This is a genomic window from Nonomuraea sp. KM88 (genome assembly GCF_052245635.1).
In the GTDB taxonomy this organism is placed as follows: domain Bacteria; phylum Actinomycetota; class Actinomycetes; order Streptosporangiales; family Streptosporangiaceae; genus Nonomuraea.
In genome coordinates this window covers 37,039-50,537 of the sequence record NZ_JBQQCC010000004.1, presented here as the reverse complement: position 1 = coordinate 50,537, position 13,499 = coordinate 37,039, and the positions used below count along the sequence as shown (strand labels likewise).

The 13,499-nt window shown below is 71.4% G+C and carries 12 protein-coding genes; 7 read left to right on the top strand and 5 right to left on the bottom strand.

The window, feature by feature from the left end; genetic code table 11:
- Positions 1–146: 146 nt before the first annotated feature.
- Positions 147–947 carry a DUF3027 domain-containing protein gene (locus ACTWPV_RS13525; protein WP_347645588.1) on the bottom strand — a complete coding sequence of 267 codons (801 nt, stop codon included), beginning with the start codon at positions 945–947 and terminating at the stop codon, positions 147–149.
- 125 nt (positions 948–1,072) lie between these two features.
- Between ACTWPV_RS13525 and ACTWPV_RS13520 the strand changes: the two genes are divergently transcribed.
- Positions 1,073–2,605 (top strand): MFS transporter, encoded by a 1,533-nt coding sequence (locus tag ACTWPV_RS13520; protein ID WP_443152005.1) that lies wholly within the window; start codon positions 1,073–1,075, stop codon positions 2,603–2,605.
- A gap of 5 nt (positions 2,606–2,610) precedes the next feature.
- Here the strand turns inward: ACTWPV_RS13520 and ACTWPV_RS13515 are convergent, their stop codons facing one another.
- Together ACTWPV_RS13515 and ACTWPV_RS13510 are read right to left on the bottom strand one after the other, a co-directional pair.
- Positions 2,611–3,006: a cold-shock protein gene (locus ACTWPV_RS13515; RefSeq protein ID WP_347624328.1), complete on the bottom strand. Its 396-nt coding sequence runs from the start codon at positions 3,004–3,006 to the stop codon at positions 2,611–2,613.
- A 94-nt stretch (positions 3,007–3,100) separates the two neighbouring features.
- A complete protein-coding gene (locus tag ACTWPV_RS13510; RefSeq protein ID WP_347645586.1) occupies positions 3,101–3,721 on the bottom strand; it encodes an HAD family hydrolase in 621 nt (206 codons plus the stop codon).
- Between the two features lie 101 nt (positions 3,722–3,822).
- Between ACTWPV_RS13510 and ACTWPV_RS13505 the strand changes: the two genes are divergently transcribed.
- Together ACTWPV_RS13505 and ACTWPV_RS13500 are read left to right on the top strand one after the other, a co-directional pair.
- On the top strand, positions 3,823–4,218 hold the full coding sequence (locus tag ACTWPV_RS13505) for a hypothetical protein (protein ID WP_347645585.1): 396 nt from the start codon (positions 3,823–3,825) through the stop codon (positions 4,216–4,218).
- 60 nt (positions 4,219–4,278) lie between these two features.
- Positions 4,279–4,896, top strand: coding sequence for a TetR/AcrR family transcriptional regulator (locus tag ACTWPV_RS13500; protein WP_347645584.1), 618 nt, complete (start codon positions 4,279–4,281; stop codon positions 4,894–4,896).
- Here the strand turns inward: ACTWPV_RS13500 and ACTWPV_RS13495 are convergent.
- Positions 4,889–5,878 carry a hypothetical protein gene (locus ACTWPV_RS13495; protein WP_443152004.1) on the bottom strand — a complete coding sequence of 330 codons (990 nt, stop codon included), beginning with the start codon at positions 5,876–5,878 and terminating at the stop codon, positions 4,889–4,891. The two genes, ACTWPV_RS13500 and ACTWPV_RS13495, sit on opposite strands and share 8 nt — an antisense overlap.
- Before the next feature lie 45 nt (positions 5,879–5,923).
- Between ACTWPV_RS13495 and ACTWPV_RS13490 the strand changes: the two genes are divergently transcribed.
- Positions 5,924–8,506: a helicase-associated domain-containing protein gene (locus ACTWPV_RS13490; RefSeq protein WP_443152003.1), complete on the top strand. Its 2,583-nt coding sequence runs from the start codon at positions 5,924–5,926 to the stop codon at positions 8,504–8,506.
- A gap of 27 nt (positions 8,507–8,533) precedes the next feature.
- On the opposite strand, the gene ACTWPV_RS13485 is transcribed toward ACTWPV_RS13490, so the two are convergent.
- Positions 8,534–9,217, bottom strand: coding sequence for a hypothetical protein (locus ACTWPV_RS13485; protein ID WP_347645581.1), 684 nt, complete (start codon positions 9,215–9,217; stop codon positions 8,534–8,536).
- Positions 9,218–9,557: 340 nt separating this feature from the next.
- On the opposite strand from ACTWPV_RS13485, the gene ACTWPV_RS13480 reads away from it, so the two are divergent.
- The 3 genes from ACTWPV_RS13480 (at position 9,558) to ACTWPV_RS13470 (ending at position 13,283) form a co-directional block, all read left to right on the top strand.
- On the top strand, positions 9,558–11,036 hold the full coding sequence (locus tag ACTWPV_RS13480; RefSeq protein ID WP_443152002.1) for an AMP-binding protein: 1,479 nt from the start codon (positions 9,558–9,560) through the stop codon (positions 11,034–11,036).
- Positions 11,037–11,131: 95 nt separating this feature from the next.
- A complete protein-coding gene (locus ACTWPV_RS13475; protein WP_347645579.1) occupies positions 11,132–11,488 on the top strand; it encodes a DUF4190 domain-containing protein in 357 nt (118 codons plus the stop codon).
- Positions 11,489–11,636: 148 nt separating this feature from the next.
- Positions 11,637–13,283 carry a DNA repair helicase XPB gene (locus ACTWPV_RS13470; RefSeq protein WP_443152001.1) on the top strand — a complete coding sequence of 549 codons (1,647 nt, stop codon included), beginning with the start codon at positions 11,637–11,639 and terminating at the stop codon, positions 13,281–13,283.
- Positions 13,284–13,499: the final 216 nt, after the last annotated feature.

Here is a 13,499-nt window from a genome sequence, read left to right as displayed (position 1 = left end):
ATCCGCGCCCCACCTACCCTCACGCCGCCGCGCATGCGCCCTGAGGGATCGCCGACCTCCCCAGCCGCGCGGGCGGCTCGGAAGTGGCCCAGCCCTCGGCCGGGCAGGCCTCGGAGCGGCCGGGCCCTTCACGCCGCCCCCGTGGGTCAGGAGTGGCCGAGCTCCTCGGAGGCGGACGCGTCGACCGAGCCCGTCTCCTCCTCCATCAGGTCGTAGCCCAGATCGTCGAGGATGGGGATGGCCTGCTCCATGGGGGCCGGCAGCACGGCGGCTTCCGAGTGGGCGCCGCAACCGTGGTCGGCGGCCACCACCTTGCCGTCGTCAGGCGCGTATTCGTTGGCGCAGACGCCGAACGACAGCCGGAGCTCACCCGCGAGCAACCAGTAGAAGCCGCAGGTGGAGCACTGCGCGGGAGCGGCGTGTGCGATCGGAGTGTGCGGCCCGTGCTCGCCCGCGTGCCAGCGCCTGGCAGCCCGGTCTCTGCCGATGGCCGAGAGCACACGGGCTCGGCCCAGGCCGTATTCGAAAACCATCTGGCGGTCGGTGTCATCGTCGGTCTCGGTGAAACCCGGCACCAGCCTGTCGTCGTCTTCCGCGGTCGGCAGCAGATCACCCACGCCGAGGTCGCCCGGCCGCAGCCGCTCGCTCCACGGCAGCCACTCGGGCGCCAGCAGCGCCCCCGAGCCGGGCAGGAGGACTGCCTCGCTGACCGTGACCTTCTTCGCGCGGGAGGCACGCGTGACGGTGACGGCCCAGCGCCAGCCGCGATAGGCGCGGTCGAGGCAGGCGAAATAGTGGGTGACGATCCGGTCGCCCTCGCCTTCGTAGCCGAGGTGCTCGCCGGGCTCGCCCGGGCGCGCCAGCTCCTCGGCCGCGGCGCGCGCCAGATCGACCGCGGCGACACAGGCCTGGTCGGGAGCGGAGACGCGGGCCCTGGTGCGGCTCATCGGACCGCCTCCGCCAAAAGGTGCTGTTCGCTCACACTTCATTCTCACCCATGGCGGGACCTAAGAGTCCCACAACGGGGGATCCCGCTCCGAGATCGCGGGTGAATCGGGTAAGACTGGTAGGCGTGCAGGGAGGCTGGGAGCGGGCGCGCGAGGTCTCGCGGCGGATGGCGCACGGCGTCGCCGACGCGGGTCGTGCCACTCTGCGCGCGAGCAGGGCCACGGCCAGCGGCACGGCGCGGGCGGGCAAGGTCACCGCGAAGGGCGCGCAGAAGGTCGGCCGGGCCACGCGCCGCCTCACCCACGCCGACGGCGCCGGCCGCACCGGGCTCGGCCGCCTGATCGAGCTGTCGGCGGGCAACAGCGCGAGCGACGCGCTGGTCACGGTGGCGCTGGCGAGCACGGTGTTCTTCGGGGTGCCCGTGGGTGAGGCGCGCGGCTCCGTCGCTCTCTACCTCGTCATCACGATGTTGCCGTTCGCGCTGCTGGCGCCGTTCGTGGGGCCGATCCTCGACAGGTTCAGGTCGGGGCGGCGCTACGTGATAGCGGGCACGCTGTTCGGGCGGGGCCTGCTGTGCTTCGCGATGGCCGCCGCGGTGGGGGCCGGCGACCTGCCGACGTTGTTCATCGGGGCGCTGGGCGTGCTGGTGTTGTCGAAGGCGCACAACGTGTCCAGGGCGGCGATCATGCCGAGCGTGCTCCCCGCCGACATCACGCTGGTGTCGGCGAACGCGAGGGTGGCGCTGTTCACGCTGGTCGCCGCGGGTGTGGCGGTGCCGGTCGGGGCCGGGCTGACCGCGTGGCTGGGCAGCGCGGCGGTGCTGCGCGTCGCGATGGTGGCCTTCCTGCTGCTCGGGGTCGCCGCCGTACGCCTGCCGCGGCACATCGACTCGCCCGACCTGGAGGAGGAGGGCGCCGCGCCACGCTGGCGCACGCTGCTCAAGGTGGGCCCCACGGTCGCCGAGGCCGTCTGGGCCAACGTGGCCGTCCGGGTCTTCTCCGGGTTCCTGCTGTTCTTCCTGCTGTTCCTGGTCCAGGACCGCGCGGTGCCGTGGCTGGCGGCGACGCAGTCGCAGGCGGCGGCCGACCCGTTCTTCGACATCCCCAGGACGATCGCGCTGCTCGCGGCGGCGGCCGGGCTGGGCGGCCTGGCGGGCGCCGCCGTCGCCAACTGGACCCGCAACCACGCGCCGCAGCTCATCGTGCTGGCCACGCTGGCCGTGACGAGCGTGACCACCATCCTGACCGCGATCTTCTTCGGCCTGTGGGCCGCGCTGGCGATCTCGCTGATCACGGCGTTCGCGCAGGAGCTGGGCAAGCTGGCGCTCGACGCGATCGTGCAGCGGGAGATCGGCGAGGAGGTGCGCTCGTCGACGTTCGGCGTGGTCGAGGCCGTGCTCCAGCTCGCCTGGGTGTTCGGCGGGCTGGCCGGGCTGCTGCTCTCGCTGTCGGAGAGCAGCACGGCCGGGCTGGTCACGCTGGCGGTCGCGCTGACCGCCGCGCTCGCGTGGCTGCTGGTCTCCAGGATCAGGCACAGGCGCGCCGCCGACGCCAAGCTGCACCGGCGGCGCGCCGAGGCCGCCGCCGACCAGCACCAGCACCAGCAGCGCCAGGACACCCTCGACCCGACCAAGCCGCTGACCAATCCCAACGGCTGAACGCGTTACGCGTCGAGGTCGTCGGCGACCGCCCGCAGCACCTGCGCGATCTTCTTGGTGTGCGCCGCGTCGGGGTGCTTGCCCCGCTGGTAGGAGGTCGACACGCCGTCGAGCAACTTGATCAGGTCTTCGACGATGACCACCATCTCGTCCGGCTTCTTCCGCTTGCCCTTGGGCTTGGCCTTGGCCAGCGTCGGCGGCTGCTCGAGGATCCGGACCGAGAGCGCCTGCTGGCCCCGGCGGCCCTCGGCCACGCCGAACTCGACCTTCTGGCCTGGCTTGAGCGGGCCTGCGCCGGTGGGCAGCGCGGATGAATGCACGAAGACCTCACCGCCGTCGTCGCGGGTGAGGAAGCCGAATCCCTTGTCGGCGTCGTACCACTTGACCTTGCCACTCGGCACAGGAGGACCTCGTTCAAACAGTCGAAAACGAAGGATGGATGAATGTAGGTTATGCCCCGAAGAGCGCCAGGGCGACCGGGTAAATGGCGGTGAATTACCCAAGTTCCGCTTGGGTGCGCCAGCCGGCGAACCAGGCGGCGAAATCGGTCAGGTCGGCCAACGCCACGTCCGCTCCGTGATCTCGCAGCTCTCCAACCGTGTACGGGCCCGTCGCGACCGTCACGCTCACCGCGCCGCCCGCACGTGCCGCTTCGATGTCCGCAACATGGTCACCAACATAGGCCGCCGCGCCGAACCGCGCGAGTGCCGATCCCTTCCCGGTGCCGAACGCCGAGCCGACCACCTCGTCCACGGGCAACCCCAGCAACTCGACCGTGCCGATCGCGTCCCTGAGGTTCTTGGCGGTGACCACGATGACCCGCCCGCCGGCCGCGTGGACGGCCTCGATCGCGTCGTACGCACCCGCCATCGCCGTATGCACCGGAACGCCGAGTTCCGGATATATCTGACGGTAAAGGTCGGCTGCCGCGGGCACCGCCTCGAGCGGCAGCCAGTTGGCCAGCTCCCTCTCCAGCGGAGGGCCCAGCCTCTCCACGATCGCCGCGCTGTCGAAGGGCACACCGAGGCGGACGGCCAGCTCGTCGTACGTGGCCGCGATCCCCGCCCGCGTGTCCGCCAACGTCATGTCAAGGTCGAACCCCACTGAAGTCACCACATGAGAAGGATGCCAAACAGTGCTCAACTCCCCGTAATGGGCCCTTGTTCTGGAACCCTGGTAATGGGAAGAAAGGAATTACTTATCGGAGAGGAGCGGCCGTGACCAACACCCCCAGACCGCCGCAGGCCGGAGACCGGCTCGTCGCCTCCTCCGCCCCGCCCCGCCCGCACCGGCCCGCCAGGCCCGGCGGCCGGATCGCGACGCCGTGGCGCCGTACGGTGTCGGCGGCGGCCTACCTGGTGAAGGTGGCCTGCAGGGTCGCCGCGCTCTCCGTGCTGCTCTACGCGGTGTTCACCGTGTTCAAGGCCAACCCGGCCAACATCTGGTACCAGTTCGTCGAATCGCTCGCCGCATGGTTGTCCCTGGGCCTGGCCGGCCTGTTCCAGCTCGCCGATCCGCGCTGGACGGCGCTCGTCAACTACGGCCTCGCCGCGATCGTGTGGCTGATCATCGGCTCCGCGCTGGCCGGCCTGATCCGGCGCGCCGCTCCGTGAGGGCGGCGGTGGGCCGCTCCGGGCAACGGCTACGCTCCTTACGGAGGTATCAGGATAGACATGACCAGATCGACCCGTGAGCGGATCGTCGACGAGGCTCTGCGACTGTTCGCCGAGCGGGGCTACGCCGCCACGTCCGTGGCCGAGATCGAGGCCGCTTCAGGGCTGTCCCCGGGCGCCGGAGGGCTCTACCGGCATTTCAAGTCCAAGTACGAAGTGCTCGCCGCCGCGATCAACCAGCACGCCGCGCGCACCAGGAGCCAGGTGGCGGAGAGCCTGGCCGAGCTGAGCGCCATGGAGGCGTCGGCGGACCTGGAGGAGCGCCTGGCCCACATGTGCCGCGCGGGGCTGGCCAAGGTGCGCGAGGAGTCGGAGCTGACCCGGGTGTTCTTCCGCGACCTGAGCCAGTTCCCCGAACTGGTCGCCGTGGTCAGGCAGGGGCTGCTGCAGCCCATGTTCGACGCGATCGTCACCTGGTTCATGGCGCAGCCCGAGTACCACGACGTGGATCTCGACTGGGCGGGCATCGCGGCCGTGCTCGGCGGCTCGGTCGTGCACTACCGGCTGTTCCAGGAGACCGTGGGCGAGCTCCCCGGGCACGCGGAGAAGGACCAGTTCGTCACCGCGTGGGTACGCCTGGCCGTCGGCCTGCTCCCCAGCCCGGCGCCCGTCAGGTGACGTCGAGCAGCCGGTAGGCCAGCCACACCACGCCCAGACCCGTACCGATCATGAACATGGTCCCGCTGACGTCGAAGAACTGCGTCACGAACGCCGACAGCCCGGCCTCCATGCCGACCCGCAGGCCGCCGATCAGCACACCGCCCACCGAGTAGCCGAGCATCGGCGCGCCGACGCCGAGGACCTTGTCGCGGATCGTCCAGGTCTCGCTGAACAGCACGAGCGCGGCGCCGAGCGCCCACACCATGACCGGCACCTGGAAGATCGCCACAGGCGGCAGGTCGAACGGCACCAGCAGCGCCGCCACCACCAGGATCACCATCGCGGCGGTGTCGCGCGGGTGCTCCTTGACGATGGTCCTGGCGTCCCTGCCGTCGGTGGCCAGCGGGTTGGCGCTGAACATGGCGACCTTGCGCAGCCCGGCGAACGGCAGGTCCATGCCGGGCCGCCGGGTCAGACGCTCCTGGGCGATCCTGCGGTGCTCGCGTACGCCCGGCGGCAGGTCACGGTCGCCGGCGACGGCGGCGAAGCGCAGCGTGGCGCCGGCCTCCTCCTTCTGCGGGGCGCCGGGAGCCGGGGCGGCGCCTGACGCGGTGCCTGACGCGGTGCCTGACGCGGTGGTCGTGCCGGGCGCGTCGGCGGGCCCCGTCACGGGCCCAGTGGTAGAGGCCGCGGTAGAGGCGGTGGTGGGGGTCGTGACGGGCGCGGTGGTGGGGGCCGCCGGCGATCTGGAGCGCAGCGTCGCGATCCCGGCCGCGGCCAGCCGGCCGGCCTCGCGCTCGACCAGCGCGACTGGATCACCGAACCTGGCCAGCACCTTCGACACATCGCGCGGTTTCCTGCCGCCGCTCAGCTCGGTCTCGATCCTGGCCCGCAACCGCTTGGCGAAGTCGAGCCGCTGGTCGGCTCTGAGCACGCCGTGCGCGGCGTCGGCCGCCTTGGAGACGTAGTTCAGCACCTGCTGGTCGGCTCGCTCAATCACGTCAAGCAATGCTGCCCCAATCGGGGTGCACATACCATGGCAACGATGGAGTTCACGGAGTGGATCAGGGGACGCACCGACGGGCAGCTGCGGGTGCTCGTGTCCGCGCGTCCCGAGCTGATCACTCCGGTGCCCGCTCATCTGGAGGGCCTGGCGTCGCGCGCGGCCAGCCCTTCGGCGATCGGCAGGGTGCTCGACCGGCTCGACCGGTTCACGCTGGCGGTCGTCGAGACGCTCGCCGTCCGGCCCGGGCCGACATCCAGGAAACAGTTGCGCGACCTCATCGGCGCGGCCCTGGACGGCGACGAGGAGGCGGGGCGGGCCGACCCGGAGCCGGCGCTGTCGGAGGCGCTCGGCAGGCTGTCCGACCTCGCCCTGGTCTACGGCCCCGACGACGCCCTCGACCTGGGCCCCGGCGTGCGCAAGGTGCTCGAGGACCCGGCGGGGCTCGGCCCGAGCGCCGTCGACGCGTTCCGGCACCACGCGCCCGAGCTCCTGGAGGAGATGGCCGACGACGTCGCGCCGGGCACCGAGGGTGCGGGCAAGGAGCGGCTGGCGGCGGCGCTGGCCGAGCCGGCCGCGCTCGTCGGCGCCGTCTCGGCCGAGGCCAGGGGCGCGCTCGACCAGCTCGTCTGGGGCCCGCCGACCGGGCGGGTGCCCAACGCCAGGCGCGAGGTGCGCGTGGCCTCCGCCCGTTCGCCCATCGAGGAGCTGCTCGCGCGCGGCCTGCTGGCGGCCACCGGCGAGGAGAGCGTGACGTTGCCCCGCGAGGTGGGGCTCTACCTGCGCGGCGGGCGTGTGCACCGCGGTCTGCGGGCCACGCCGCCACCGCTCGAAGGGACCGCGCGCGACCCGGACCTGGCCGACCGCACGGCGGCCGGGCAGGCGTTCTCGTTCGTCAGGTCCGTGGAGGAGTTGTGCGAGCGATGGGGCGCCGACCCGCCGGGCGTGCTGCGCACCGGCGGGCTGGGCGTACGCGACCTGAAACGCACGGCGGGCGAGCTCGACCTGCCCGAATGGGTGACGGCGCTGGTCGTCGAGGTGGCGCACGCGGCCGGCCTGATCGCGGCGGGCGGCGGCGTCGACGGCGAGTGGCTGCCGACCTCCGGCTACGACCTGTGGCGGATCAGGCCGGTCGCCGACCGGTGGATGACGCTGGCGGCCACCTGGCTGCGCATGGACCGGGTGCCCGGTCTGGTCGGCGACCGGAGCGCAGGAGCTCGCCGGGAGAGAGCGGGCGCAGCGATGCCAACGAGCGGCGAAGCGGGCGCGACCATCAAACACAGCAGCGCAGGAGCTCGCCGGGAGAGAGCGGGCGCAGCGACGCCAACGAGCGGCGAAGCGGGCGCGACCATCAAACACAGCAGCGCAGGAGCTCGCCGGGAGAGAGCGGGGGCAGCGACGCCAACGAGCGGCGAAGCGGGCGCGACCGCCAGACGCGGCGACGAGCGCGACAGGCCGCTCAACGCCCTCCACGCCGACCTGCGCCGTTCGTCCGCCGCGAGGGTCAGGGAGGCAACGCTGCGGGTGCTGGCCTCCTCCCCCGGCCTCGCGCCCGAGCGTGATTCCGTGCTCGAACGGCTGGCGTGGGAGCAGCCGCGCCGCCGGGGACCGCTGCGCGAGCAGCTCGTCGAGTTCGCGCTGCGGGAGGCCGAGCAGGTGGGCATGACCGGGCTGGGCGCGCTGGCCGGGCACGGGCGGGCGCTGATCGAGGGCGACGACCCGGCAGGGGTGCTCGCGCCGCTGCTGCCGGAGCCCGTCGACCACGTGCTGCTCCAGGCCGACCTCACCGCCGTCGCGCCGGGCCCGCTGACCAGCGAGCTCAACCGCTGGATGGCGCTCACCGCCGACGTCGAGTCGAAGGGCGGGGCCACGGTCTACCGGTTCAGCGAGGGCTCCGTACGCCGGGCGCTCGACGCGGGGCACGGCGCGGAAGAGCTGCTGTCGGTGCTCGGCCGCCACTCGGCTACCCCGGTGCCGCAGGCGCTGTCCTACCTGGTGACCGACGTGGCCAGGCGGCACGGCCGCATCCGCGTGGGCACCGCGAGCGCGTACATCCGGTGCGACGATCCGGCGCTGCTCGACCAGATCATCGCCGACCGCCGCTCCGCCGCGCTGCGGCTGCGCCGGCTCGCCCCCACCGTCATCGCCTCCCGCTCGTCGCGGGCGGCGCTCGTCGACTCGCTGCGCGCGATGGGATACGCCCCGGTCGCGGAGTCGATCGAGGGCGACGTGATCGTCTCCCAGCTCGAAAGCCGCCGCACCGAGGGCACGGCGCCGGTGCGCACCATCGCGTCGGCGAACGGCCTCGACCCGGAGGTGGCGGCGGCGGCCGTACGCGCGCTGCGGGCCGGCGACGCGGCGCACCTGGCGCGGCGCGAGCCCGTCGACGCGCCCAACGGCCAGGTGCCGCGCGGGCCCGCCACCGCGACGATCTCGGCCCTGCAGGAGGCGATCAAGCAGGGGGTGCGTGTGTGGATCGGCTATCTCGACTCCCAGGGCAACGCGACGTCGCGCATCCTGGAGCCGGCCCGGATGGAGGGCGGCTACCTGACCGCCTACGACGAGACCAGGGCCGCCGTGCACCGCTTCGCCCTCCACCGCATCACGGGCGTGACCGGCCTCTGAGGTGGGCGAGGCCGGTGAGGGCCGCGATCAGCGTGCCGGCTCGCCGTCGCGGACCAGCCGCGTGGCCAGCCGGACCACCGCGGCGGGCGTCGGCAGGGTGAGCGCCTGATTCCTGGCGTCGGCCAGCTGCTCGGCGCCGGTGCCCGCGCGCGGCCCGTAGGTGCTCAGGCAGAGGTCGAACAGCTCGCCGGGGTCGGGGGCGCACCACGGCTGCTCCACCTCGACCGCCTGGGAGGGGCCGCCGTTCCTGGTGATGACGAGGTAGGAGCCCAGCTCGGCCAGCTTGCGGGCGAGGTTGACCAGCTCGATCCGCTCGGCGCCGACCGCGATCCAGTCGTGCAGCACGTACGCCTGCCCGGGCCCGTAGTCGGTCGCGGAGAGCAGCTCCAGAGCGGTGGCGGCCGGGGACAGCACGGTGATCGTGCTCTCGGCCAGCGACATGCGCGAGAGCAGGGCGATGGCCCCTAATCGTTTGCCCGTCTCCTCGGCGCCCACGAGGACCAGCAGGTGCCGCATGGCCAGACGGCGCACCGCCTCGGGGAAGCAGCCCGGCTCCCGGTAGGAGCGGAGCAGGATGTCGGCCTCCCGCCGGCTGAGGTCGTGCGTGACCGGGTCGGTCGTGGCGCGCGGCCGGTCATTGACGGCGATGACGCTCTGACTGAGCGTTATGGTGTCAAGGTCGATCTCGCCTGGTTCAGGCGTTTCGGTCACGTAGCCACCTCGGTAGTTGACTGGAAACTTGTCTACAGAAAAGATGGAAGATCAAAAACTTTCTTCTTTTCCCACGAGGGCAATACAGAGCGTCACAACAGCGCTCCGAACAGGCCTTATGCGTGACTCGCGAGATTATACGGACACGTCGACCACTCCCTTCACCTAGATCTTCCACCATGGAACGATCGAGGTCGAGCAGAAAGCACAAATGGCCACAGCTGGAGCCTTATATCGATTTACCGACCCCGGCGAGTATCGTCCGCACGGGCCGGTCAAGGGTGCCCAGGCACGACTTCAAGGGTTGACGGCGCATCGTCATTCGCATCAGGTTGGGCATGTGACCGAGCAGACGCTGGGCAGGCTGGCCGAGGAGTCCTGGAGCCGCTTCGACGACCACGACGCGATGTTCTACGACGGGGCGTGGCTCCGCAGCCACGCGCTCGCCGAACGCGCGCGCCGCATGTGCGGCGGAATCGTCGAAGCCGGCATCCGGCCGGGCGACCGGGTGGCCGTCATGATGGCGACCTCGCCCGAGGTGCCGCTGCTCTACCAGGCGTTGTGGGCGGCGGGCGCGGTGGTGACGCCGGTGGTGTTCCTGGTGGGGCCCGCGGAGCTGCGGCACATCCTGCTCGACAGCGGCGCCCGCGCGATCGTCACCTCGCCCGAGCTGGAGGAGACCGTACGCGCCGCCGCCGTCGACATCCCGACCTTCGTGGACACGGCCGAGCTGGAGCGGGCCTCCGAACACGGGCTCGTGCGGAGGGACCCCGGCGACCTGGCCGCGCTCATGTACACCGGCGGCACCACGGGCAAGGCCAAGGGCGTCATGCTGAGCCACCAGGGCCTCTGGCAGGTCGCCAGGGCCGCCTACGAGCTGTCCCGCCAGGAGGGCAAGAACCGCGCGCTGGTTCCCGTACCTCTGTCCCACGCGTACGGGCTGATCACCTCGGTCGCCTCGATGCACGCCACGGAGCCGCAGCAGGCGGTGCTGATGCGCTGGTTCGAGCCGAAGGCGTTCCTGTCGCTGGCCGCCGAGCAGCGCGTCCAGTACGGCACCGTCGTCCCGTCCATGATCCAGATGCTCCTCGCCGAACCGCTGGAGTTGCATCCGCTGCCCGACCTCGCCTTCCTCACGTGCGGCGCGGCCCCGCTCGGCAGGGAGACGCTGGCGGAGTTCGAGCGCAGGATGCCGGGCGTGCAGATCCTTGAGGGCTACGGGCTGACCGAGACCAGCGCAGTGACGACCTTCAACCCGCCGGACCGGCGCAGGGTCGGCAGCGTAGGCCTGCCGCTCCCCGGCTACACGATCGCCATCCGCGACAGCGAGGGCGAGGCCACGGAGCCCGGGGACATCGGTGAGATCTGCGTCTCCGGCGAGTCGCTGATGCTCGGCTACTGGGGCGAGCACGAGCCCGACCCCGAGGGCACGGCGCTGGCCGGCGGCGAGCTGCGTACGGGCGACATCGGCTGCGTGGACGACGACGGCTACCTCTACATCGTCGACAGGAAGAAGGACCTGATCATCCGCGGTGGCTTCAACGTGTTCCCCCGCGACGTGGAGGACGCGCTCAACCGGCACCCCGACGTGGTGATGTCGGGCGTCGTCGGCCGTCCCGACCCGCGCGTCGGCGAGGAGGTCGTCGCGTTCGTGCAGCTCAGGCCGGGTGCTGAGGCCGGGGCCGAGGAGCTGATCGGGTGGGCCCGCGACCGGGTCGGCAGGGTGAGGTATCCGCGGGAAGTGAGGTTCGCCGACTCGATCCCGGTCACGAGCGTGCTCAAGCTCGACCGCAAGGCGCTGCGCGCGCTGCTCGGCTGAGGAGCCGCCCGGCACGTCACGGCCCGACCGAGTACGCTCACTCGGTCAGCCGCGCCTCAATTCCGTGATAAGTGTTGACCTGTCTGGAGGTGACCATGAGCCAGCAAGACCCATCGGGCTATCCGTACCAGCCGTACGGCGCGCCCTACGGCGACCAGCCGCCCCCGCAGTATGGCTACGGCTACGGCTATCCGCCGCCTCCGCGCGACGAAGGTCCGCTCGCCAACGCGATCGTCTCGCTCGTGCTCAACCTCCTCGCGCTCGTCTCCTGCTGCAACGTCCTGGGCCTGCCGGGCGCGATCCTCGCGGGACTGGCGCTGAGCAAGGCGCGCAACGAGCCGCAGACCGCCCGCACGATGGTGATCTGGAGCTGGGTCCTGTTCGGGGTGGGCTTCGTGCTGGGCGTCGGCACGTTCCTCTTCCTGGGCCTCAACGGCTACTTCGACGACTGACGGAGCTCAGCGGGTCTCCACGAGACCACCTCCGAAGGGCGGCAGGACTAATCCTGACGCCCTGGATGTTGCACACTGGAGCGGCCGAGCCGGGATCAGGAGACGATGGTCCTGCAGGGCCCCGCCCCAACCCCACGGAGACAAGCCAGTGAGCGATGGACCGCTGATCGTCCAATCGGACAAGACGCTGCTGCTCGAGGTCGACCACGAGCGGGCCGACGCGTGCCGCAAGGCGATCGCGCCGTTCGCCGAGCTCGAGCGCGCCCCCGAACACGTGCACACCTACCGCGTCACCCCGCTGGCGCTGTGGAACGCCCGCGCGGCCGGGCACGACGCCGAGCAGGTCATCGACGCGCTGATCAGCTTCAGCCGCTACCCGGTGCCGCACGCCCTGCTGGTCGACGTCGCCGAGACCATGGCGCGCTACGGCCGCCTGCGGCTGGAGAAGGACCCCGCCAACGGCCTGGTGCTGACCTCCACCGACCGGGCCGTGCTGGAGGAGGTGCTGCGCTCCAAGAAGATCCAGCCGATGCTGGGCGAGCGGCTCGGCCCCGACTCCGTGATCGTGCACCCGAGCGACCGGGGCAACGTCAAGCAGGCCCTGCTCAAGCTCGGCTGGCCCGCCGAAGACCTGGCCGGCTACGTCGACGGGGAGCAGCACCCGATCACGCTGAAGCAGGACGACTGGAAGCTGCGCCCCTACCAGCAGGAGGCGGCCGACGCCTTCTGGCACGGCGGCTCCGGCGTGGTCGTGCTGCCGTGCGGCGCGGGCAAGACGCTCGTCGGCGCGGCCGCCATGGCGCACGCCCAGGCCACCACGCTGATCCTGGTGACGAACACGGTCTCCGCCCACCAGTGGAAGACCGAGCTGCTCAAGCGCACGTCGCTGACCGAGGACGAGATCGGCGAATACTCCGGCACGAAGAAGGAGATCCGCCCGGTCACCATCGCCACCTACCAGGTGATGACCACCAGGCGGAAGGGCGTCTACAGCCATCTGGAGCTGTTCGACGCCCGCGACTGGGGCCTGATCGTCTACGACGAGGTGCACCTGCTGCCCGCCCCGATCTTCCGGATGACCGCCGACCTTCAGGCCCGCAGGCGGGTCGGGCTGACCGCGACGCTGGTGCGCGAGGACGGCCGCGAGGGCGACGTGTTCTCGCTGATCGGCCCCAAGCGTTACGACGCGCCGTGGAAGGAGATGGAGAACCAGGGCTGGATCGCGCCGGCCGACTGCGTCGAGGTGCGGGTCACGCTCACCGACGACGAGCGGCTGGCGTACGCGATGGCCGAGTCGGAGGAGCGCTACCGGTTCTGCGCGACCACGCCGTCCAAGACGCAGGTGACCGAGGCGCTGGTCCGCCGCCACCTGGGCGAGCAGGTGCTGGTCATCGGCCAGTACATCGACCAGCTCGACGAGCTCGGCGAGCACCTCAACGCGCCGGTCATCAAGGGCGAGACCCGGGTCAAGGAACGCGAGCGCCTCTACCAGGCCTTCCGCGACAAGGAGATCCAGGTCCTGGTGGTGTCGAAGGTGGCCAACTTCTCCATCGACCTGCCCGAGGCGGCCATCGCGATCCAGGTGTCGGGGACGTTCGGCTCGCGCCAGGAGGAGGCGCAGCGGCTCGGACGCGTGCTGCGGCCCAAGGCCGACGGCGGTGGCGCCCGGTTCTACACGGTGGTCAGCCGCGACACGGTCGACCAGGAGTTCGCGGCGCACCGGCAGCGGTTCCTCGCCGAGCAGGGGTACGCGTACCAGATCATCGACGCCGACGACGTGCTCGACGGCGTGTGACGGCGATCCCGGCGGTCATGCCCAGCCGCTCGCCCGAGCGGCCGGGCATCAGCGTGGCTTCACGTCCACGAGACTCCGCGGGTCGAAGACAATCGAACCACCCCCCTCACCTGCGTACTATCACGCCGCCTGCGACATACCCCCATGATCCGACAAACCCACCTGATATGCCCGAATATTTCGGTATTCCGAGCTTGATCCCTTGTGGGCTGATCT

Excerpts from the sequence above, each read along its gene's own strand:
- ACTWPV_RS13525 (WP_347645588.1), bottom strand. The coding sequence starts at position 947 with ATGAGCCGCACCAGGGCCCGCGTCTCCGCTCCCGACCAGGCCTGTGTC.
- ACTWPV_RS13500 (WP_347645584.1), top strand. The coding sequence starts at position 4,279 with ATGACCAGATCGACCCGTGAGCGGATCGTCGACGAGGCTCTGCGACTG.
- ACTWPV_RS13490 (WP_443152003.1), top strand. The coding sequence starts at position 5,924 with ATGGAGTTCACGGAGTGGATCAGGGGACGCACCGACGGGCAGCTGCGG.
- ACTWPV_RS13475 (WP_347645579.1), top strand. The coding sequence starts at position 11,132 with ATGAGCCAGCAAGACCCATCGGGCTATCCGTACCAGCCGTACGGCGCG.